This window comes from Sulfitobacter sp. LC.270.F.C4 (genome assembly GCF_032922545.1).
Lineage (GTDB): Bacteria > Pseudomonadota > Alphaproteobacteria > Rhodobacterales > Rhodobacteraceae > Sulfitobacter > Sulfitobacter profundi.
Map to the genome: position 1 here is coordinate 1074622 of NZ_CP136692.1, position 19791 is coordinate 1094412.

Consider the following 19791-nt stretch of genomic DNA (forward strand, 5'->3'; position numbering starts at 1 on the left):
TGTCCTCCGAGGGTCAGGCGCGGTCAGCAGGGCTGCCGGGCATCAGGTCGTATGGGGCCTTCCAGCCCGGTGTTTCGCTCAAACGCGTGAGCCACGCGTCGATATGGGGCCAGTCGCTGCGGTCAAAGCCAAAAGGCTCGGGGTAATAAAGATACCCGCAGCAGCTGAGGTCTGCGTTGGTCAATTCGTCGCCCACGATCCAGTCGCGGCCGTCGAGATGGTCGTTCAGCACGCCGTAGGCTGCCTTGAGCCGCCCTTGGCTAAAGGCAATAACCTCGGCGGGGCGTTTGTCTTCGGGCAGGAAATTCATCAAGAAACGGGTCATCCCAGCAACACCACTCAGCTTGTGGTTATCCCATAGCACCCAACGCATTATTTCACGCCGTTCCGTCGCGTCGCCGCCGCCGAATTTGCCCGCCTTTTCCGCGACGTAATCCTGAATCACGCCCGATTGCGTGAGCCGGAGATCGCCGTCGATCATCACCGGGGCCTCGCCCATGTTGTTGATCTGCGCGCGATAGTCGGGCTGCCGCGTCTGGCCGCCGAAAAAGTCGACCTTCACCGGCTTCCAGTCCAAGCCTGAGAGTTCCAAGGCAAGCGCGGCCTTATAGGCGTTGCCGGATTCGCCAAAGCAGTAAAGCTGGATGGTCACGTATCATTCCTCCTCAATCTGTCATCGTTCGCGGCACGGTCGGACGGTATTTGGTAAAAGGATGAAGAGGGGGTCTTGCGCCCTTATTTTCATCCTTTCTTAAATACCTCTGCGCGGCGGCCGGGGCTGGGCGCGCGGTCAGAGATTGCGCGCGATCAGTTCCTTCATGATCTCGTTGGTGCCGCCGTAGATGCGCTGCACCCGCGCGTCGGCCCACATTTCGCCGACCGCATATTCCTGCATGAAGCCGTAGCCACCGTGCAGTTGCAAGCAGGCATCAAGCACTTCGCCTTGGGTGTCGGTCAGCCAGTATTTTTGCATCGCGGCCTTATCGACGGTTAGCTCCCCGCGCAGATGTTCGCTGATGCATTCGTCGAGGAAGGCGCGGGCCACCATGGTTTTGGTTTTCACTTCGGCCAGTTGGAAGCGGGTGTTCTGGAACTGGGTCAGCGGGCCGCCGAAGGCTTCGCGTTCTTTGCAGTATTGAATCGTGCGCGCCACGGCGCCTTCCATCGCGCCGACCGCACCGCAGCCGATGATCAGGCGTTCTTGCGGGAGTTGTTGCATCATTTGGTAGAAGCCTTGGCCTTCGTCTTGGCCAAGGATGTTTTCTGGTGGGATTTCGACGTTGTCGAAGAACAGTTCTGAGGTGTCCGCCGCATGCAGGCCGATCTTGTCGAGGTTACGGCCGCGTTGAAAACCCTGTGCGCCGTCGGTTTCGACGACAACGAGCGAGACGCCTTTGGAGCCTTCCTTGGGGTCGGTTTTGGCGGCGACGATGATCAGATTGGCGTGCTGGCCGTTGGTGATGAAGGTCTTTTGGCCCGACAGCTTATAGGCGTTGCCGTCGCGGATCGCTTTGGTTTTGATCCGCTGCACGTCCGAGCCGGTAGAGGGTTCGGTCATCGCCAGCGCGCCGACCAGCTCGCCCGAGACCATTTTTGGCAGCCAGCGTTTTTTCTGGTCTTCGGTGCCATAGGCGAGAATGTAATGCGCCACGATGCCCGAGTGGATGCCGTGGCCCCAAGAGGCGAGATTGGCGCGTGAGCCTTCGATCAGGATGGCGGCTTCGTGGCCGAAATCACCGCCGGCCCCGCCATATTCTTCGGGCACCGAGGGGCAGAGCAGGCCGAGCTCACCCGCCTGTGCCCAAGTCTCGCGGTCCATTTGGCCTTGTTTGCGCCATTTCTCGAACTTGGGCGCCCATTCGGCGTTGATGAATTGCGCCGTCATATCGGCGATCATCTGGTGTTCGTCGGTCATCCAGCTGGATGTCTTGCCTTGCGTCATCCGCCCCTCCCCAGGGTTCAGCGTTTGCGGCTTTCCAGTTCGGCGTTGAACAGGCGCAGCCGCGCGGTCAGGTTTTCTTCGTTCATGACCGAGTTGAAATTCTCGAACAGGAACGACAGTGCTTCCCCTTCATCAAGACCTGCATCCGTGCTGAACTTCTTCAGCCTGCGGTAGCCCTCTTCGGTCATGGCGACGGGGAAGCGGCGGGTCAGGCGGAAGCGTTTTGGCATGGTCTCTCCGGGTGTTGGGCAGGGTGGGGGACAGGCCCCCACCACCCGTTTTAGAAGTTTGCTGCCTCCAGCGCCATGACAGTATCCGCGCCCGATTGGATGCGGGTCAGGTGCAGCGCCGTGGCGGGCAGTTGCCGTGCCATATAGTAGCGCCCGGTGGCCAACTTCGTCTTATAGAACGTGGCGTCGCCGCTGCCGTTCTTCAACGCCTCTTTTGCCGCGAGACCCATTTTGGCCCACATCAGGCCAAGGCAGACATGGCCGAACATATGCATGAAGTCGTTGGAGCCTGCGAGCGCGTGGTTGGGGTTCTTCATGCCGTTCTGCATGAAGTACATGCCCGCCGATTGAAGGTCTTTGCTGGCCGCCTTTAGCGGGTCGAGGAAGGCTGCGTCGAACTCGGCATCTTGGCCCGCGTTGTCCTTGATGAAGCCTTTGATCAGATCGAAGAACGCCATCACATGTTTGCCGCCGTCTTGGGCCAGTTTGCGGCCCACGAGGTCGAGCGCCTGGACGCCGTTGGCACCTTCGTAGATTTGGGCGATGCGGGCGTCGCGGGTGAACTGGGACATGCCCCATTCTTCGATATAGCCGTGGCCGCCGTAGACCTGCTGGGCCTTCACGGTCATATCGTAGCCTTGGTCGGTCAGGAAGCCTTTGATGACGGGGGTCAGCAGCGACACAAGGCCGTCGGCGTCTTTATCCTCGGCGCGGTGGGCGGCGTCGATCATCGTCGCACCCCAAAGGATGAAGGCACGGGCGGCTTCGACAAAGCTTTTTTGGTCCATCAGCGAGCGGCGGATGTCGGGGTGGACGATCAGCGGATCGGCGGGCTTTTCAGGGGCCACGGCACCGGTCACGGCGCGGCCCTGCAGGCGGTCGTTGGCGTAGATCACAGCGTTCTGATAGGCGACTTCGGCCTGTGCCAGACCCTGCATGCCGACGCCGACGCGGGCTTCGTTCATCATGGTGAACATGGCGCGCATGCCCTTGTGTTCGGTGCCCAGCAGGTAGCCGGTCGCGCCGTCGTAGTTCATCACGCAGGTCGAATTGCCGTGGATGCCCATCTTCTCTTCGATGGAGCCGACGGAGACGCCGTTGCGCTCACCCAAGGAGCCGTCTTCGTTCACCATGAACTTGGGCACGATGAAGAGCGACACGCCTTTGATGCCTTCGGGGCCGCCTTCGATCTTGGCGAGCACCAGATGGATGATGTTGTCGGCCATGTCGTGTTCACCCGACGAGATGAAGATTTTCTGGCCGGAGATTTTGTAGCTGCCGTCATCCTGTGGCGCGGCTTTGGTGCGCATCAGGCCCAGATCGGTGCCGCAATGCGGCTCGGTCAGGTTCATGGTGCCGGTCCATTCGCAAGAGACCATCTTGGGCAGATAGGTGTCTTTCTGCGCGTCGGTACCATGGGCGAGGATCGCCGAGGCCGCGCCGTGGGTCAGGCCCTGATACATGGTGAAGGCTTGGTTCGCGGCGGAGAACATTTCGCCCACGGCGGTGCCGAGGACATAGGGCATGTTTTGCCCGCCATAAGCTTCGGGCATGTCGAGGCCCGTCCAGCCGCCTTCTTTCACCTTTTCAAAGGCTTCTTTGAACCCTTTGGGCGTATAGACGACGCCATTCTCCAAGCGGCAGCCTTCTTGGTCACCCACGGCGTTCAGCGGGGCGAGGACTTCGGAGGTCAGCTTGCCTGCTTCTTCAAGAATGGCGGAGGTGAAATCAGGCTCCAGCTCATCATAGCCGGGGGTCTTGCTTTCGGTCACTTTCAGCACGTCGTGCAGAACGAATTGCAGGTCTTTGGTGGGGGCTGTGTAACTGGGCATCTTTGCTCTCCGGGTCGTCTTTTTATGGATGTGGGTGCGGGCCTTGCCGCCGGGGTTATTCGGCTGCGTTTATTCAGCGGCGCGGCGGGGTTGGTTCATGGAGGAGATCATCTTTTCCCCCCATTTTAACTGGTCTTTAAGGTCTTCGATTGCTTCATTCAGCTCTTCGCGGCGCGACTCGAGGTCGGCCAGACGGGCGCGGGCTATTTCATAGGCTGCGGCGATTTGCGTCTGCTGCTGGTCGCCCATGTGATAAAGGTCGAGCAACTGACGGATCTCTTCGAGGCTGAAACCAAAGCGTTTGCCGCGCAGGATCAGCTTGAGCCGGGCACGGTCGCTTTTGGTAAAAAGGCGTTTTTGGCCCTCGCGCAACGGAAAGAGCAGCTCTTTCGCTTCGTAGAACCGCAGGGTCCGCGGGGTCACTTCAAAAGCGTCGCACATCTGGCGAATGGTCAGCGTGTCGGCGGTCATCTCTTCACTCTCCAATCGTCGTTTCGAGACTTCAGTTGGGGGCTGACCTTGCTGATACAACGGGAGTTGACGTTGACGTAAGCGATACGTTGCGTCACTTTATACGCGGGGGGATTTCCTGTAGGTTGGGACAGGTGGGGCGCCCCCGCCCCCGATGGGCTTGGGCATCAAAGTGGGTAGGAGATGGCGAACCTCGATCAAAACGGGCCGAAAACGCTGGACGAACTGGTTCACTGCGCGCAGAACGCCACCTCCGCTGCGGGTATTTTGGCCTGCGGTCTAGGCTATTATCAAGGGCTTGGGATTGATCTGGTCAGCTATCACGGGGACAGCCCCGGCGCGCCTGCGATCCTTTATAAGTTCAACGGCAATGGCGCGGAGGGGCCGCAGTGGCATTCGCAATTTCTGGATGTCGAGAAGCTGCGCGAAAGCCCTGTCGAAGCGCTGGCCCGACAACAGGTGATGCCGCTCTATTGGTCGGATGTGGCAGGCGCGGCGCGGCTGACCCCTGCGGAAAGCGTCTATATGAAAGGGTTGATGCGGCGCTACCCGAATGACGGCATCTCCCTCAAAGTGCATGGCCCGGGCGGGGATTCCGCCGTTGTGGGGCTGGGGTTTGCCGCCAAACAGGCGCGTCTGTCGCCGGGGGCCTTGTACAAACTTCTCAGCGCGGCCCAAATCGCGCATCTGCGCTATTGCGCCTTGGCCGAAAGCCAATCGGCACGCGATTTCGGCCTTTCCCCGCGCGAAGTTGAGGTGCTGGAGTGGATCGCCACCGGCAAGAGCAACAGCGTCATTGCCGAGATACTGGGGATTTCGCCTCATACGGTCGATACGATCGTGCGGCGGATCTTTTCCAAGCTTGACGTGAATGACCGCACCACCGCCGCCATCCGGGGCCTGGGCGCGGGGCTGCTGCGCCGTCCGAAAGAAGGGCCGCCCTAGGCGGTATGCTGACCCCGCGTTATTGTCGCGTGACTGCGTGACATGACCCTGCGTCGGACCGGCTGTAGGTGCGGGTCCTTCACCCAAAGAGGTTCGAAGCATGTCACAAAAACAAGAACAGACAGGTAATGGGGCTGGCAACGGTTCCGACGCGCAGACGCGCGTACGCGTGGTCGCGGATTTGAAAGCCGCTTCCGAAACCATCGAGAACAGCGCATTCGATTTGGCGGGCGATGCGAGCCCAGATGTGGTTTCAGACCTCATCCGCATCACCGCGGATTTGCAGATGCTGATCGCGCAGTTGTCGCAGCCCGGCGGCCGCTGAGGCTGCGGGTCAGCCCTCGTTCGAAGCGATTGCCGCGGCGGTGTCGTCGCGCAGCTTTTGCAGTTCCGCCATGGCTTCGTCCAACTGGCGGCGCTGCTCGGCCAGTTCTTCTAGCTGACCATCTGCCATGGTGACCCACGTGCGCATCTGCGCCTCGGTCCCCTCTTTTTCATAGATCAACAGCCACTGCCGGATGTCTTCCAGCGCAAAGCCGAACTTGCGGCCGCGCAGGATCAGCTTCATCCGCGCCCGTTCACGCGGGCCATAGAAGCGCGAGCGCCCCTCGCGGTGCGGTTGCAGCAATTCGATATACTCGTAATAGCGCAACGTCCGTGGCGTCACGTCAAATGCCGCGCACATCTCTTTGAATGTCAGGCGTTCATCGTCCAAAGCATCTACTCCCTTCAGGCAAACTATGGTCACGCGCGGGGATGCGCAACAGGTGGTCTTGCCCTTTCGCCATCCCCCCATGATAAAGGTCAAAACCAGACGCAAAGGGGTGGGCTGCATGTCGGATAAGTTGAAAATGGCGCGACAGTTCATTCAGGCGCTGCCCCATTCCATGGCGCTCGGGATGGAGCTGCAGGAGTTGGGCGATGGCTCTGCCGTGATCACCATGCCCTATGATGACAAACTGGTGGGCGACCCCAAAACCGGAGTGATCAGCGGCGGGGCGGTCTCGGCCTTGATGGACACTTGCTGTGGCGCGGCGGTGATGAGCCACCCCAGCAATCCCTCGGCTACCGCCACCATGGATCTGCGGATCGAATACCTGCGCGCCGCCACGCCGGGCCAAACGATCACCACCCGCGCGACCTGCTATCACGTCACCCGCTCGGTCGCCTTTGTGCGCGCTACGGCGACGGATGAGGACGCCGAGAATTTCGTGGCCACCGCCACAGGAACCTTCACCGTGGAGGGCCACAAATGACCAAACATCGCAAGCCAGAGCCGGTTCAGGTGATCAAGCAACGCCGCGACGGGGTGCTGCGCGCCATGGTCGAAGGTGTGCCCTATATCCGCTTTCTGGGCATCGAGTTTGAGCGCCGTGGGGATGAGCTGACAGGCATCATGCCCTTTTCCGAACAGTTGATCGGCAACCCGATCCTGCCTGCGTTGCATGGCGGTGCAACGGCGGCCTTCTTGGAGGTGACCGCGATCATCACCCTAAGCTGGGGGCTGATCTGGGAGGACATGGAAAGCGGCGCGCTTGATCTGGACAATCTGGATGCCGATCATTTGCCCCGGCTGCCCAAAACGATCGATTTCACCGTGGATTACCTGCGCTCCGGTCTGCCGCGCGATGCCTATGCACGGGCGCGGATCAACCGGTCGGGGCGGCGCTATGCCTCTGTTCATGTTGAGGCGTGGCAGGACAACCGCAGCCGCATTTTCGCTCAGGCCACGGGCCATTTCCTGATGCCGCAGCGGCGTGGCTGACTCTAAATCAGAAGCCGAGCCGCTCAGCGAGGCAGAGGTGCGCGCGGTTAAGCGTGGCACGCTGGTGGCGCGCGATGTGGTGACCCATCGCCGCGTGCTTAAGATCGCCGTTCCCATTGTCATTTCCAACGCCACCGTGCCGATCCTCGGCGCGGTCGATACCGGCGTGGTCGGGCAGATGGGGGCCGCGGCACCCATCGGCGCGGTGGGGCTGGGGGCGATCATCCTGTCGGCGCTTTACTGGATTTTCGGTTTTCTGCGGATGGGCACCGTGGGCCTGACTGCGCAGGCGGCGGGCAATGGCGAAGAGGGCGAGGTCGCGGCGCTGCTGACACGCGGGCTGCTGATCGGCGCGGGCGCCGGACTGGTGCTGATGGCGCTGCAACTGCCGCTCTTTTGGGCGTCGTTTCAACTCGCCCCCGGATCACCGGAGGTAGAGGGGCTGGCGCGGCAATATATGGCGATCCGCATCTGGTCCGCGCCTGCTGCCATCTCGATCTATGCGATCACCGGCTGGCTCATCGCGCAGGAGCGCAGCCGTGCCGTGCTGGTGTTGCAGGTCTGGATGAACGGGCTGAACATCCTGCTGGATCTGTGGTTCGTGCTGGGCCTCGGCTGGGGTGTCGAGGGCGTGGCCATCGCCACCTTCCTCGCGGAATGGAGCGGGGCGGCCTTGGGGCTGTGGTTCTGCCGGGCGGCCTTTGCCGGGGTAGCCTGGCGCGACTGGGCGCAGGTCTTTGACGGACCGCGCTGGACGCGCATGATGCGGGTGAATACCGACATCCTGATCCGCTCACTGCTGTTGCAGGCGATCTTTGTGTCCTTCCTCTTCATGGGGTCGGGCTTGGGCGATGTGACGCTGGCGGCCAATCAGGTGCTGCTGCAATTCCTGATGATCACCTCCTACGGGCTGGACGGTTTCGCCTTTGCCGCCGAGGCGATCATTGGCCGGGCCTACGGCGCGGGGCAGCGTGATGTCCTGCGGCGCGGAGCGGTGCTGACCTCCGCTTGGGCGCTGCTGGTCAGCTTGGCGCTGGCGCTGGTCTTTGCCGTTTCGGGCGGGGGGATCATTGATCTGATGGCCAAGGCGCCACAGGTGCAAGACCTCGCGCGGGTCTATCTGCCCTATATGGTCGCGGCCCCGGTTCTGGGCTGCGCGGCCTATATGTTTGACGGCATCTTCATCGGTGCCACGCGGTCGCGCGACATGCGCAATATGATGCTGGTGTCATTTCTGGTCTATGCCGTGACGGCGCTGATTTTGGTGCCTGGCTTGGGCAACCACGGGCTGTGGATATCGCTCTTGGTGTCCTTCGTGGTGCGGGGCATAACCTTGGCGCTGCGCTATCCGGCACTGGAACGCGCGGCGGGCTAGAGCAGCCTTTGCACCGCTTCCGGCGGGCGCCCGATCACGGCGCCGCTTTGGCCAAAGGCGATGGGGCGTTCGATCAGGATCGGATGGGCGGCCATGGCGTCGATCAGCGTCTCTTCGGGGCTGTCCTTGGTCAGACCCATCTCTTTGAACACCTTCTCGCCGGTCCGCATCATCTCAATTGGGCGGAGGCCAAGAGCGTCGCGGGCGGCGATGATCTCATCCCGCGTCGGGGCGTCTTCGAGGTAACGCCGGAGGCTCACGTCCACGCCCGCCTCTTCGATCAAGGCCAGCACCTGCCGCGATTTCGAACAGCGCGGATTGTGCCACAGGGTGATCATAGCCAATCCTCGCGTTTGCTGCCCACGGCCTCGGCCACGGTGGCGAAACCATCGCGCGCCAAAAGCGCATCGAGCCCCGTGGTGATCTCACGCACCAGCCCAAGACCGCCAAAGACCAGCGCGGTGTAAAGTTGCAACGCCGAGGCACCGGCGCAGATCTTGGCATAGGCGGTCTGCGCATCCGACACCCCGCCAACGCCGATCAACGGAATATCCGTTAGCCCCGCCAGCCGCGCCAAGACGCGAGTCGACCGTTCAAACAGCGGCGCACCGGAGAGGCCGCCCGCCTCGGCCGCATGGGCGCTGGCAAGACCCGTCCGGTCGAGCGTGGTATTGGTCGCAATGATGGCAGCAACGCCTGAATTTTGAGCAACCTCGGCCACGTCCTCAATCTCGGCTTCGCTGAGATCGGGGGCGATTTTCAGGAAAACGGGCGTGGCACCGCGCACGTCCATCACCCCTTCGAGCAGGGCCGAAAGCGCCGCCTTGCCCTGAAGATCGCGCAGCTTCTCGGTGTTGGGGGAGGAAACGTTGACCGTCGCGAAATCGACGTGATTGCGCGCGGCGGTCATCACCCGGGCAAAGTCGGCAGCGCGGTCTGGGCTGGTCTTGTTCGCACCAAGGTTCAGCCCCACCGGCACACCGGCGCCGCGGCGCGAAAGCCGGGCGCAGATCGCCTCCATCCCCTCGTTGTTAAAGCCGAAGCGGTTGATCGCGGCGCGGTCTTCGGTCAGGCGAAACAGACGCGGGCGCGGGTTGCCGGGCTGGGGTAGGGGCGTGGCGGCGCCCACTTCGATAAAGCCGAAACCGGCGCGGGAAAGCGGGGCGACCGCGGTCGCGTTCTTGTCAAAACCCGCGGCCAGCCCGACGGGGTTCGGCAGATCCAGCCCAGCAACCGTTGTGTGTAAGCGTGCAGAGGTCTGCGGCCCGGGGGCCGGGGCCAAACCCGCCCGCAAAGCCCGGATCGCCAGCCCATGCGCCGCTTCGGGGTCAATCCGGTGCAGCGCGTTAAGGCCCATTTTTTCGATCACCGGCATCATGCGCTTGCTGCGCCCAGACCGGCGGGGAATTCATGAGCGCCATCCACCAAGGGCAGGGGCTGTGCCCAGACCACGTCTTCGATCTTGAGCGGGCGGTAGAGATGCGGGAAAAGCGCGCCGCCCCGCGACGGCTCCCATTCCAGCGCATCGCCCAAGCTTTCGGCCTCAAGAGCGAGCAGGAAAAGACCCTCTTCGCCCTTGAAATGCTTGGCGGCGGTTTCCTCGGCCTGTTCGGCGGTGGAGAAATGCACATAGCCATCGGTGACATCAATCGGCGCCCCGTCTGAGACCCCGTTCTTGCGCAGCGCAGCCCATTCGTCTGCGCGGAATATCTTGAAAATCAGCATGGCTTGTGATGCCCGCCGGGCGGGGCGGGGTCAAGACCCGCGGGTGACCATAGGGCAGGTGATATGACCTTTGACACAGACCAAACCCCGCGCCACGATACCGGCATAACAACCAACAGGGGAACTATCATGAAACAATTCCTGACCGCGACCGCAGCGCTGGCTTTGACCAGTGGCATGGCGGCAGCTGAATATAACCTCACCATTCTGCACACCAATGATTTTCACGCGCGGTTTGAGCCGATCAGCAAATATGACGGTCCCTGCGGTGCCGAAGACAATACAGCAGGCGAGTGCTTCGGTGGCTCTGGCCGGCTGATGACCGCGATCACCAAGGCGCGCGAGCGGGCAGGCAACAGCATCCTTGTGGACGGCGGTGACCAATTTCAGGGCACGTTGTTCTACACCCAGTACAAGGGCGCATTGGCCGCCGAGATGATGAACCAAATGGGCTATGACGCGATGACCGTGGGCAACCATGAATTCGACGATGGCCCCGAAGTGCTGCGCGGCTTTATGGACGCCTTGGAATTCCCGGTGCTGATGTCCAACGCTGATGTTACGGCGGAGCCGCTTCTGGCCGACAAGCTGGCCAAATCGACCGTGATCGAAAAGGGAGGCGAACAGATCGGCTTGATCGGCCTGACGCCGCAAGACACGCATGAGTTGGCCAGCCCCGGCGACAATATCACCTTCTCTGATCCTGTTGCCGCCGTGCAGGGCGAGGTTGATCTGCTGATTGCTAGGGGCGTGAACAAGATCATCGTGCTCAGCCACTCAGGCTATAGCGTTGACCAGAAAGTGGCGGCGGAAACCACTGGGGTCGATGTGATCGTGGGCGGCCATACCAACACGCTGCTCAGCAATACGAACGAGCGTGCCGAGGGTCCCTATCCGACGATGGTGGGCGAGACGGCAATCGTGCAGGCCTATGCCTATGGCAAATTCCTTGGCGAGTTGAATGTGACCTTTGACGATGAGGGCAATATCACCAAGGCCGAGGGCGAGCCGCTGATCATGGACGCTGCCGTGACCGAAGATCAGGACACCGTTGACCGTATCGCCGAAGCTGCCAAGCCGCTTGAGGAAATCCGCAACCGGGTGGTGGCCGATACAGCCGAGGCAATCGACGGGGAGCGCGGCAACTGTCGCGCGCAGGAATGCTCAATGGGCAACCTTGTGGCCGACGCGATGCTTGACCGGGTGAAGGATCAGGGCATCGACGTGGCGATTGCCAACTCGGGCGGGCTGCGTGCCTCTATCGACGCGGGCGAGGTGACGATGGGTGAAGTGCTGACCGTGTTGCCGTTCCAGAACACATTGTCGACCTTCCAAGTCACCGGCGCGCAACTGATCGAGGCGTTGGAAAACGGCGTGAGCCAGCATGAAGAGGGCGCAGGGCGTTTCCCCCAAGTGGCGGGCATGTCCTTTGCCTTTGATCCCAAGGCAGAAGCTGGCAGCCGGATCAGCGACGTGATGGTCGCGGGTGCGCCGATTGACCTTGAGAAAACCTATGGTGCCGTCTCGAACAACTACGTTCGCAACGGTGGCGATGGCTATGCGATGTTCAAGGACGCCGCCAATGCCTATGACTACGGCCCCGATCTGGCGGATGTCACGGCCGAGTATCTGGCCAAGGATGGCACATACAAGCCCTATACCGACGGTCGTATCACCATGAAATAAGGACAGGTTTTGGCCTGATTGACTTGGGCGCGTCCTGAAAGGGGCGCGCCCTTTTGGTTTGGTGATCCTTGAGAAACGCCGCGCTATTGCACCTTCCACCGGGCAGGATACACAGGGGGCAGCAGATAGATAGGAGACCCTCCATGCTCACCCCCTTCCACCTTGCCTATAACGTCCGCGACCTTGATGAGACCCGCGCCTTCTACGGCGATGTGCTGGGCTGCACCGAGGGCCGCTCGACCAAGACTTGGGTCGATTATTCCTTCTTTGGCCACCAAATTTCGATGCATCTGGGGGAGCCTTTCGCCACAGAAGCCACCGGCAAGGTGGGCGAACATATGGTGCCGATGCCGCATCTGGGGGTGGTCTTGCAGATGGACGATTGGAAGGCGCTGGCCGAGCGGCTGAAAGGCGCGAAGGTTGATTTCGTGATCGAACCGTCGCTGCGTTTCGAAGGGGAGCCGGGCGAACAGGCGACGATGTTCTTCCGCGACCCTTCGGGCAACCCGATCGAGGTCAAAGGCTTTGCCGATATGGAACGTGTCTTTGCCCAGTAAGGCCAAGCGATGAAACGCCAAAGCCCCGCGGTTGAGGGCGGGGCTTTGGTAAGTCTGAATGGGCCGTGCAACCGCGGGGCCGGTTAGTCGAAACTGATCGCCCCTTCAAAGGCAGGCTCTTCCAAGGTCTGGCCACTGAAGGTCGTCGGGGTCTCTGCCGTAATGTCGAGCGTATAGCTCCCGTTCACGGGGATCGCGTCACTGGTCCAGGCATCGCCTTCACCGGTGATCGTGTGGCTGCCCGTGGCATTGTTGGTAAAGACCACCTGATCGCCCGGCTGCACATGCGAAAGCGCTGGGAAATAGGCACCGTCAACAATCAGCACGTTGCGGTTCTCGGCCATGGCACTGGCGGCGCAAACGCTCAGGGCGAGGGCCAGAGCACCGGCGCTTTTGCGATATGAACTTAGCATCATCTGCTCCTTTGGATCGCCCGATGCGGGCGGGCTAGCCGGTTTTATACAATGTAAATGCGGCATAACTTTGGCCGGTTCGGGCCGGATTATCAGTCTGTCGCGGGCTCTGCCTGCTGGGCGAGCCAGCCGCGGAAAGACGCAAGCGCCGCGGTCTCATCCCGGTCTTCGGGCCAGACGAGGTAGTAATTGCCGATGCTCTGCGTGGTTTGCGACGCGGCCAGCACCAATTGCCCGTCGCGCAGGTAGGGGCGGGCGAAAAAGGTCGGCAGCAGAGCCACCCCCAGCCCGTGGATCGCCGCCTGCGCCATGGTCGAGAATTGGTCGAACATCATCCCGCCCGGCGGCTCATCGGTTACCCCAAGCGAGGACAACCACCGCGCCCACCCGCGCGGGCGGGTTTCCAGATGCAACAACGGCAGATGCCGCACATCGCGCGCATCCTCCAACGGTTCGGCCAGCAAATCAGGCGCACAGACGGCCACCACCGTTTCCGGCAAAAGCGGCAGATAGCGCACGCCGGGCCAGTCTTCATGACCAAAATGAATGGCGGCGTCGAATCGGCTGCCTGCAAAGGCGAAGGGCCGCAACCGGGTGGAGAGGTTGACTGTCACCTCTGGATGATCCCTTGCAAAATCGCGCAGCCGGGGGGCCAGCCAATGCATGCCAAAGGCGGGCAAGATCGCCAGATCCAGCGTGCCGCCCGTGGGGTTCGTCCGGGCCGAAACCGAGGCCTGCGCCAGCCGGTTCAGGATGTCGCGCACCTGCGTTACATAATCCAACCCCGCCTGCGTCGGGCTCAGCCGCCGCCCCTGACGGATCATCAGCGACACGCCTAGTTGTTCCTCCAGCGTCTTGATCTGGCGGCTTACCGCGCTCTGCGTCAGGTTCAGTTCCTGCGCCGCCGCCGTGGCGGTGCCCAGCCGCACCACAGCCTCGAAGGACAGCAGGGCCGAGATCGAGGGCAGGAAGCGGCGGGGCGCGATCATATGACTTTTTCTCATGAACTCAGGACAAAGCAGCGATAGAGTTTGCGCCGCCAATTTGCAATACTGCCGCAAATCACATCACCCGAAAGGATGCATCATGACTGCAGACGCCCCCAAGCTGCGCGCCAAGGACAAACCCGATCTTGGTACCTTCGATTGGCAGGATCCCTTCCGCCTCGACAGCCAGTTGAGCGAAGACGAACGCATGATCCGCGACAGCGCCCGTGCCTATGCGCAGGAAAAGCTGCAACCGCGCGTCATCGAAGCCTTTGCCGAAGAAAAGACCGACCCCGAAATCTTCCGCGAGATGGGCGAGATGGGCCTTCTGGGCGTTACCATCCCCGAGGAATACGGCGGGCTGGGCGGCAGCTATGTCTCCTACGGCCTCGTCGCGCGCGAAGTTGAGCGGGTCGACAGCGGCTACCGGTCGATGATGTCGGTGCAGGCAAGCCTCGTGATGTACCCGATCTATGCCTATGGCTCCGAAGAGCAGCGCCAGAAGTATCTGCCGAAGCTCTGCTCGGGCGAATGGATCGGTTGTTTTGGCCTGACCGAGCCTGACGCAGGTTCCGACCCTGCGGGCATGAAAACCCGCGCCGTGAAGACCGAGAATGGCTATAAGCTGACCGGCTCCAAGATGTGGATCTCAAACTCCCCCATCGCCGATGTCTTCGTGGTCTGGGCCAAGTCCGAGGCGCATGACGGCAAGATCCGCGGCTTCGTGCTGGAGAAGGGCATGAAGGGCCTGAGCGCGCCGAAAGTGGGCAACAAGCTGTCCTTGCGCGCCTCGATCACCGGCGAGATCGTGATGGACGGCGTCGAAGTGGGCGAAGACGCGCTGCTGCCCAACGTGCAGGGTCTGAAGGGGCCGTTCGGCTGTTTGAACCGCGCGCGCTATGGCATCTCTTGGGGTGCGATGGGTGCTGCGGAATTCTGCTGGCACGCCGCGCTGCAGTACGGGTTGGACCGCAAACAGTTCAACAAGCCACTGGCCCAAACCCAGCTTTTCCAGAAGAAGCTGGCCGACATGATGACCGAGATTTCGCTCGGCCTGCAGGGCTCGCTGCAAGTGGGTCGTTTGATGGATGCCGCCAATGCCGCGCCCGAGATGGTTTCGATCGTCAAGCGCAACAACTGTGGCAAGGCGCTCGACGTGGCGCGCATGTCGCGTGACATGCACGGCGGCAACGGTATCTCGGGTGAATTCCAAGTGATCCGCCACATGATGAACCTTGAGACAGTGAACACCTATGAGGGCACCCATGACGTGCACGCCCTGATCCTGGGCCGCGCCCAGACCGGCCTGCAGGCGTTCTTCTAAAGACCAGCATCGGGGGGAACTGTTCCCCCGGCCACTCCCAAATACTTATGGCCAGAAAGAGAGGCGGCGCCTTTCTTTCTGGCCGAAATACTTTCGCCATCGGCGTTTAATTCCTATTCCAAGAGGCCCCATGGACCGCGTTGCCATCGTTCATGAAAACTTCCTCCGTCGCGTCGCGGCGGGGGATTTTCCCGTTTCCACCTCCGACAAAAAGGCGCTTGATCGTGCCGCGTTGGAGCAGCTCTACCGCGCGCAGGTGCTGAGCCGCGCGCTCGACCTGCAAAGCCGCGTGATGCAGAAAGAGGGGCAGGGGTTTTACACCATCGGCTCGTCCGGGCACGAAGGCATGGCGGGGGTGGCGGCGGCGCTGCGGGTCGATGACATCGCCTTCCTGCACTACCGTGATGCGGCGTTCCAGATCGCCCGCGCCGATCAGGCCGAGGGGCAGGACATGCTGCGCGATATGCTCCTGAGTTTCGCCTGTTCCGCCGAGGATCCGATCAGCGGCGGGCGGCATAAGGTGCTTGGCTCACGCCCGCTGATGATCCCGCCGCAAACCTCGACCATCGCCAGCCACCTTCCCAAGGCCGTGGGGGCTGCGCATTCCATCGGCATGGCACGGCGCAACCGGCCTGAGCACGCAATCTTGCCACGCGATGCGATTGCCATGTGTAGTTTCGGCGATGCCTCGGCCAACCACTCCACCGCGCAGGGCGCGATCAATGCCGCCTGTTGGACCGCCGTACAGGGCGTGCCGCTGCCGCTGCTTTTCGTCTGTGAGGACAATGGCATCGGTATCTCAACCAAGACCCCGACGGGCTGGATCAAAGCCTCCATGTCTGCCCGTCCGGGCTTGAAGTATTTCGAGGGCGACGGGCTGGACCTTCATGCCGCTTTCGCTGCGGCGCAAGAGGCGGCGGATTACGTGCGGGTGCACCGCAAGCCCGCCTTCCTGCATCTGCGCACTGTGCGGCTCTATGGTCATGCGGGGGCGGATGTGGCGACTTCCTATCTGCCGCGTGCAGAGGTCGAGGCAGATGAGGCGAACGATCCGCTGCTGCATTCCGCGCGCCTGTTGGTGGAGGCCGGAATGAACGCCGATGAGGCGCTGGCGATTTACCGTGAGACCCAAGATGCCGTGGCGAAAGCGGCGGCAGAGGTGGTCAAACGCCCGCGGCTCAAGACTGCATCGGATGTGATGGCGAGCCTCGTGCCGCCCAAACGCGACTGCGCGCCGAGCAATGGGCCGAGCGCGGAAGTGCGGGCCGAAACCTTTGGCAGCGACATGGCGCAAATGGACAACCCGCAGCCGATGTCACGGCTGATCAACTGGGCGCTGCATGATCTGATGCTCTCGCATTCCGAGACCATGTTGATGGGCGAGGACGTGGGCCGCAAGGGCGGGGTCTATGGCGTGACACAAAAGTTGCAGGGCCGGTTTGGGCCGGGGCGTGTGATCGACACGCTGTTGGATGAACAGAGCATTCTGGGTCTCGCCATCGGTATGGCGCATAACGGTTTCGTGCCGATGCCTGAGATTCAGTTCCTCGCCTATCTGCACAACGCCGAAGACCAGTTGCGCGGCGAAGCGGCCACCCTGCCCTTCTTCTCGGACGGGCAATGGACCAATCCGATGGTGCTGCGCATCGCCGGGCTGGGTTATCAGAAAGGCTTTGGCGGGCATTTCCACAACGACAATTCGCTGGCCGTGCTGCGCGACATTCCGGGAATCGTCATTGCCTGCCCCTCGGCCGGGGATGACGCCGCGATGATGCTGCGCGAGGCGCACCGTTTGGCGCGTGAGGAGCAGCGGGTGGTGGTCTTTGTCGAGCCCATCGCGCTTTACCCGATGCGGGATTTGTTGGAGGCCGGGGACGGCGGCTGGATGCGGAATTATCCGGCGCCGGACCAGCGGATTGGTCTGGGCGAGGTTGGTGTCACGGGCGAGGGGGCCGATTTGGCGATCGTGAGCTATGGTAACGGGCATTACCTGAGCCAGCAGGCTGCGCATGATCTGGCAGAGCAGGGTGTCGCGGCGCGGGTGATTGACCTGCGTTGGCTGGCTCCGATGCCAGATGAGGCGTTGATGGCGGCCATCGGGGATCGGCCTGTGCTGATCGTTGATGAATGTCGCCGCACCGGCGGGCAGGCCGAAGCGTTGATGGCGCTGATGGCAGAGCGCGGGGTTGAGCGTTTTGCGCGGCTAACGGCGGAGGACAGTTTTATCGCGACGGGTCCGGCCTATGCGGCGACCCTGCCCTCGCGCGAGGGTATTGTGGCGGCGGCGCGGGAGTTGTTGGGGTAGTTGAGGGCCAGCGCCTGCCCGGTCACACCAGAGGTGGGCCAGTATCTGCCGGCACGCCTTCGGCGTGACGGGCGGGCAGGCGATGGCCCGGCGCCTGCGGCTTGAATCCGGGCCGGGTGGGCGCGCCTAGTGGCTATCCGCTGGCGCACCGCCTTGAAAATTATTCCCGTTCACATAATCGCAAGGCTCTTCGCGCATCTCCAGATGCAGCCCGTCGCCTGTGTAGGGATGCGCGCGGGCAAGGTCTTCGTCCACTTCGATCCCCAGACCGGGCGCGTCGGGGGCGGTGATGAACCCATCCTCCACCCGGATCGCCCCCTTGATCAGCTGGTCATGAAATGGCGTCTTAATGCACTCGCACATCAGGATATTCGGGATCGCCGTGGCAAGCTGCACATTCGCCGCCCATTCCACCGGCCCGGCATAGAGATGCGGTGCCACCTGCGCGTTATAGACCTCGGCCATGGCGGCGATCTTCTTGGCCTCTGCAATGCCGCCCACGCGGCCAAGTGCCGGTTGCAAAATCTCTGCCGCACCGGCGCGCAACAGTGGCGCGAACTCGGCCTTCGTCGTCAACCGCTCGCCCGTTGCCACCGGGATGCGCACGCCGCGCGCGACCTTGGCCATCTGCTCAGGCGCGTCTGGGGGGATCGGCTCTTCGTACCAGAGCGGGCTGTAGGGTTCGATCGCTTGGCCCAGCCGGATCGCGCCTGCGGTGGTGAACTGTCCATGGGTGCCAAAGAGCAGATCGGCACGGTCGCCAACGGCCTCACGGATGGCTTTGCAGAACGCCGCCGAGGTGCTGATATCCGACATCGCAGGCATATGCCCGCCGCGCAGCGTATAGGGGCCAGCGGGGTCGAATTTCACCGCCGTATAGCCGCGGGCCACGCAATCCGCCGCCAATTCCGCCGCCATCTCGGGCGAGGTCCAAAACTCCGCCATGCTGTGATGCGGCAGCGGGTAGAGGTAGGTGTAGCCGCGCACCCGGTCATTGGTGCGCCCGCCGATCAACGCATGCACCGGACGGTCGCGGTCTTTGCCAAGGATGTCCCAACAGGCGATTTCAAGACCTGAAAACGCGCCCATTACAGTCAGGTCTGGCCGCTGGGTAAAGCCCGCGGAATAGGCGCGGCGGAACATCAGCTCGATGTTCTCGGGGTTCTCGCCCAGCATGTGGCGGGCAAAGACATCTTTGATTACCGCGCGCATCGCATCGGGCCCGACGCTGGCGGCGTAGCATTCGCCCCAGCCGGTCACGCCGGTGTCGGTGGTCACCTTGACCAATATCCAATAGCGCCCGCCCCAGCCGGGGGCGGGCGGGGCCGTCACGATGATGTCGAGGTCTTGCAGTTTCATGACGGTCCCTTTCGTCTGGTCGCTTAGGTCTCTTTCTTGTCGTCGACGATGGTCATCTGCGCGATGCCGCTTTCGCCCAGATCGACCTTGGCGAAGGGGCCGCCGTGGCACATCTGGCCGGGGTCGGTGATGTCGACGGGGCCTTCTTCGGCCAGCACTTTTTCGGCGAATTGCTCGGCGTTGTCCTTGGGGCGGTAGCCGAGGAAGGCCGCCTTGGCATTGTCCACCGGGGCGCGGTCGTTGTTGGAGACACCGTAGATCACCGAGAATCCGACCGAGGGGGTGTCGACTGCGCGGGTCACAAGCTGGATCAGATCGTCATAGCTCAGCCACGAGCCAAGCGCGCGGGAGTTGTTGACTTGTGCGGCGCTGAGGATGCGCAGATGCACGGATTCAAGCTGGCGTTTGTCCCAATACATTGAGCCGAGGTCTTCGGTGAAGCATTTGGCGAGGCCGTAGAACGTGTCAGGCTTGTGGGGGGCGTCAATGCCGATGAAATCGGATTTCTTGTGCATCCCCACGGCATGGATCGAGGAGGCATAGACGACGCGGCGTGCGCCTGCTTGATAGGCCGCTTCCCACACGTTGTAAGAGCCGACAAAGTTCGGGCCGAGCAGCTCCATAAAGGGTTTTTCGTCCACGATGGCACCGAAATGCACCACCATGTCGGCCCCTTCCATCAGGGCGGCGACCTGATCGTATTCTGCCAGATCGGCCTTCTGATAGCGCTCGCCCTCATAAAGCTTGCCGATGTCGTCGGCGATGTCGGAGCTGACCAATTCTTCGCACATCGCGGCCAGCGGCTCACGCAGGTAAGAGCCAAGCCGACCGGCAGCACCTGTCAGGACCAGTTTCTTAAATTTCATAATATCTTCC

The 19791-nt window shown here is 62.1% G+C and carries 22 protein-coding genes; 9 read left to right on the plus strand and 13 right to left on the minus strand.

From position 1 onward, the window contains the following. Positions 1 to 13: 13 nt before the first annotated feature. From R1T45_RS09150 to R1T45_RS09170, 5 genes are all read right to left on the minus strand, one after another. Entirely contained in the window at positions 14 to 652 is a 639-nt protein-coding gene (locus R1T45_RS09150; RefSeq protein WP_067940122.1) for a glutathione S-transferase family protein, read from the minus strand. 138 nt (positions 653 to 790) lie between these two features. After that, positions 791 to 1942: an acyl-CoA dehydrogenase family protein gene (locus R1T45_RS09155; RefSeq protein ID WP_132444317.1), complete on the minus strand. Its 1152-nt coding sequence runs from the start codon at positions 1940 to 1942 to the stop codon at positions 791 to 793. A 17-nt stretch (positions 1943 to 1959) separates the two neighbouring features. Beyond that, a complete protein-coding gene (locus tag R1T45_RS09160; protein WP_067630099.1) occupies positions 1960 to 2172 on the minus strand; it encodes a hypothetical protein in 213 nt (70 codons plus the stop codon). 50 nt (positions 2173 to 2222) lie between these two features. Further along, on the minus strand, positions 2223 to 4004 hold the full coding sequence (locus tag R1T45_RS09165; protein ID WP_317390653.1) for an acyl-CoA dehydrogenase C-terminal domain-containing protein: 1782 nt from the start codon (positions 4002 to 4004) through the stop codon (positions 2223 to 2225). A gap of 69 nt (positions 4005 to 4073) precedes the next feature. Next, the gene (locus R1T45_RS09170) at positions 4074 to 4475 is read right to left on the minus strand and encodes a MerR family transcriptional regulator (protein WP_067630105.1); all 402 of its coding nucleotides are present in this window, start codon (positions 4473 to 4475) and stop codon (positions 4074 to 4076) included. Between the two features lie 183 nt (positions 4476 to 4658). On the opposite strand from R1T45_RS09170, the gene R1T45_RS09175 reads away from it, so the two are divergent. Further along, complete coding sequence (locus R1T45_RS09175; protein WP_120351677.1) at positions 4659 to 5420, plus strand: helix-turn-helix transcriptional regulator; 762 nt, start codon at positions 4659 to 4661, stop codon at positions 5418 to 5420. Positions 5421 to 5520: 100 nt separating this feature from the next. Then, positions 5521 to 5745, plus strand: a complete 225-nt coding sequence (locus tag R1T45_RS09180; RefSeq protein ID WP_067630108.1) for a hypothetical protein — start codon at positions 5521 to 5523, stop codon at positions 5743 to 5745. A 9-nt stretch (positions 5746 to 5754) separates the two neighbouring features. On the opposite strand, the gene R1T45_RS09185 is transcribed toward R1T45_RS09180, so the two are convergent. Then, positions 5755 to 6135 carry a MerR family transcriptional regulator gene (locus tag R1T45_RS09185; protein WP_067630178.1) on the minus strand — a complete coding sequence of 127 codons (381 nt, stop codon included), beginning with the start codon at positions 6133 to 6135 and terminating at the stop codon, positions 5755 to 5757. A 118-nt stretch (positions 6136 to 6253) separates the two neighbouring features. On the opposite strand from R1T45_RS09185, the gene R1T45_RS09190 reads away from it, so the two are divergent. From R1T45_RS09190 to R1T45_RS09200, 3 genes are read left to right on the plus strand one after another with little or no spacing between them, the layout of a single operon-like run. Beyond that, positions 6254 to 6676, plus strand: coding sequence for a PaaI family thioesterase (locus R1T45_RS09190; protein WP_067938691.1), 423 nt, complete (start codon positions 6254 to 6256; stop codon positions 6674 to 6676). Beyond that, positions 6673 to 7185: a PaaI family thioesterase gene (locus R1T45_RS09195; protein WP_067938682.1), complete on the plus strand. Its 513-nt coding sequence runs from the start codon at positions 6673 to 6675 to the stop codon at positions 7183 to 7185. The genes R1T45_RS09190 and R1T45_RS09195 overlap by 4 nt, the downstream gene beginning before the upstream one ends. A gap of 37 nt (positions 7186 to 7222) precedes the next feature. Further along, positions 7223 to 8560 (plus strand): MATE family efflux transporter, encoded by a 1338-nt coding sequence (locus R1T45_RS09200; protein ID WP_206054292.1) that lies wholly within the window; start codon positions 7223 to 7225, stop codon positions 8558 to 8560. Here the strand turns inward: R1T45_RS09200 and arsC are convergent. The 3 genes from arsC to R1T45_RS09215 are packed head-to-tail and all read right to left on the minus strand — an operon-like array spanning position 8557 to position 10285. Further along, a complete protein-coding gene (arsC, locus tag R1T45_RS09205; RefSeq protein ID WP_120351674.1) occupies positions 8557 to 8898 on the minus strand; it encodes an arsenate reductase (glutaredoxin) in 342 nt (113 codons plus the stop codon). The two genes, R1T45_RS09200 and arsC, sit on opposite strands and share 4 nt — an antisense overlap. Then, on the minus strand, positions 8895 to 9935 hold the full coding sequence (locus R1T45_RS09210) for a quinone-dependent dihydroorotate dehydrogenase (protein WP_120352272.1): 1041 nt from the start codon (positions 9933 to 9935) through the stop codon (positions 8895 to 8897). Before R1T45_RS09210 ends, arsC begins: the two co-directional genes overlap by 4 nt. Further along, positions 9935 to 10285, minus strand: coding sequence for a DUF952 domain-containing protein (locus R1T45_RS09215; RefSeq protein ID WP_317390654.1), 351 nt, complete (start codon positions 10283 to 10285; stop codon positions 9935 to 9937). The genes R1T45_RS09210 and R1T45_RS09215 overlap by 1 nt, the downstream gene beginning before the upstream one ends. Positions 10286 to 10414: 129 nt before the next feature. On the opposite strand from R1T45_RS09215, the gene R1T45_RS09220 reads away from it, so the two are divergent. After that, positions 10415 to 11971: a bifunctional metallophosphatase/5'-nucleotidase gene (locus tag R1T45_RS09220; RefSeq protein WP_317390655.1), complete on the plus strand. Its 1557-nt coding sequence runs from the start codon at positions 10415 to 10417 to the stop codon at positions 11969 to 11971. 143 nt (positions 11972 to 12114) lie between these two features. Continuing rightward, positions 12115 to 12528 carry a VOC family protein gene (locus R1T45_RS09225; RefSeq protein ID WP_317390656.1) on the plus strand — a complete coding sequence of 138 codons (414 nt, stop codon included), beginning with the start codon at positions 12115 to 12117 and terminating at the stop codon, positions 12526 to 12528. Positions 12529 to 12611: 83 nt separating this feature from the next. Here the strand turns inward: R1T45_RS09225 and R1T45_RS09230 are convergent, their stop codons facing one another. Continuing rightward, a complete protein-coding gene (locus tag R1T45_RS09230) occupies positions 12612 to 12941 on the minus strand; it encodes a hypothetical protein (protein ID WP_067630150.1) in 330 nt (109 codons plus the stop codon). A gap of 92 nt (positions 12942 to 13033) precedes the next feature. Then, a complete protein-coding gene (locus tag R1T45_RS09235; RefSeq protein WP_067938686.1) occupies positions 13034 to 13930 on the minus strand; it encodes a LysR substrate-binding domain-containing protein in 897 nt (298 codons plus the stop codon). Between the two features lie 97 nt (positions 13931 to 14027). Here R1T45_RS09235 and R1T45_RS09240 point away from each other — a divergent pair, with 97 nt between their 5' ends. Next, complete coding sequence (locus R1T45_RS09240; protein WP_067630156.1) at positions 14028 to 15251, plus strand: acyl-CoA dehydrogenase; 1224 nt, start codon at positions 14028 to 14030, stop codon at positions 15249 to 15251. Between the two features lie 130 nt (positions 15252 to 15381). Further along, on the plus strand, positions 15382 to 17556 hold the full coding sequence (locus R1T45_RS09245; protein WP_317390657.1) for a thiamine pyrophosphate-dependent enzyme: 2175 nt from the start codon (positions 15382 to 15384) through the stop codon (positions 17554 to 17556). A 126-nt stretch (positions 17557 to 17682) separates the two neighbouring features. Here the strand turns inward: R1T45_RS09245 and R1T45_RS09250 are convergent, their stop codons facing one another. Together R1T45_RS09250 and R1T45_RS09255 are read right to left on the minus strand one after the other, a co-directional pair. Next, the gene (locus R1T45_RS09250; RefSeq protein WP_317390658.1) at positions 17683 to 18915 is read right to left on the minus strand and encodes a mandelate racemase/muconate lactonizing enzyme family protein; all 1233 of its coding nucleotides are present in this window, start codon (positions 18913 to 18915) and stop codon (positions 17683 to 17685) included. A gap of 23 nt (positions 18916 to 18938) precedes the next feature. Then, complete coding sequence (locus R1T45_RS09255; protein WP_120351667.1) at positions 18939 to 19781, minus strand: NAD-dependent epimerase/dehydratase family protein; 843 nt, start codon at positions 19779 to 19781, stop codon at positions 18939 to 18941. Positions 19782 to 19791 lie beyond the last annotated feature (10 nt).

What these genes read in the sequence shown, in the direction of transcription:
- R1T45_RS09155 (WP_132444317.1), bottom strand. Translation starts at nt 1,942, where the DNA reads ATGACGCAAGGCAAGACATCCAGCTGGATGACCGACGAACACCAGATG.
- R1T45_RS09160 (WP_067630099.1), bottom strand. Translation starts at nt 2,172, where the DNA reads ATGCCAAAACGCTTCCGCCTGACCCGCCGCTTCCCCGTCGCCATGACC.
- R1T45_RS09165 (WP_317390653.1), bottom strand. Translation starts at nt 4,004, where the DNA reads ATGCCCAGTTACACAGCCCCCACCAAAGACCTGCAATTCGTTCTGCAC.
- R1T45_RS09170 (WP_067630105.1), bottom strand. Translation starts at nt 4,475, where the DNA reads ATGACCGCCGACACGCTGACCATTCGCCAGATGTGCGACGCTTTTGAA.
- R1T45_RS09175 (WP_120351677.1), top strand. Translation starts at nt 4,659, where the DNA reads ATGGCGAACCTCGATCAAAACGGGCCGAAAACGCTGGACGAACTGGTT.
- R1T45_RS09180 (WP_067630108.1), top strand. Translation starts at nt 5,521, where the DNA reads ATGTCACAAAAACAAGAACAGACAGGTAATGGGGCTGGCAACGGTTCC.
- R1T45_RS09190 (WP_067938691.1), top strand. Translation starts at nt 6,254, where the DNA reads ATGTCGGATAAGTTGAAAATGGCGCGACAGTTCATTCAGGCGCTGCCC.
- R1T45_RS09195 (WP_067938682.1), top strand. Translation starts at nt 6,673, where the DNA reads ATGACCAAACATCGCAAGCCAGAGCCGGTTCAGGTGATCAAGCAACGC.
- arsC (WP_120351674.1), bottom strand. Translation starts at nt 8,898, where the DNA reads ATGATCACCCTGTGGCACAATCCGCGCTGTTCGAAATCGCGGCAGGTG.
- R1T45_RS09210 (WP_120352272.1), bottom strand. Translation starts at nt 9,935, where the DNA reads ATGCCGGTGATCGAAAAAATGGGCCTTAACGCGCTGCACCGGATTGAC.
- R1T45_RS09215 (WP_317390654.1), bottom strand. Translation starts at nt 10,285, where the DNA reads ATGCTGATTTTCAAGATATTCCGCGCAGACGAATGGGCTGCGCTGCGC.
- R1T45_RS09220 (WP_317390655.1), top strand. Translation starts at nt 10,415, where the DNA reads ATGAAACAATTCCTGACCGCGACCGCAGCGCTGGCTTTGACCAGTGGC.
- R1T45_RS09225 (WP_317390656.1), top strand. Translation starts at nt 12,115, where the DNA reads ATGCTCACCCCCTTCCACCTTGCCTATAACGTCCGCGACCTTGATGAG.
- R1T45_RS09230 (WP_067630150.1), bottom strand. Translation starts at nt 12,941, where the DNA reads ATGCTAAGTTCATATCGCAAAAGCGCCGGTGCTCTGGCCCTCGCCCTG.
- R1T45_RS09235 (WP_067938686.1), bottom strand. Translation starts at nt 13,930, where the DNA reads ATGATCGCGCCCCGCCGCTTCCTGCCCTCGATCTCGGCCCTGCTGTCC.
- R1T45_RS09240 (WP_067630156.1), top strand. Translation starts at nt 14,028, where the DNA reads ATGACTGCAGACGCCCCCAAGCTGCGCGCCAAGGACAAACCCGATCTT.
- R1T45_RS09245 (WP_317390657.1), top strand. Translation starts at nt 15,382, where the DNA reads ATGGACCGCGTTGCCATCGTTCATGAAAACTTCCTCCGTCGCGTCGCG.
- R1T45_RS09250 (WP_317390658.1), bottom strand. Translation starts at nt 18,915, where the DNA reads ATGAAACTGCAAGACCTCGACATCATCGTGACGGCCCCGCCCGCCCCC.
- R1T45_RS09255 (WP_120351667.1), bottom strand. Translation starts at nt 19,781, where the DNA reads ATGAAATTTAAGAAACTGGTCCTGACAGGTGCTGCCGGTCGGCTTGGC.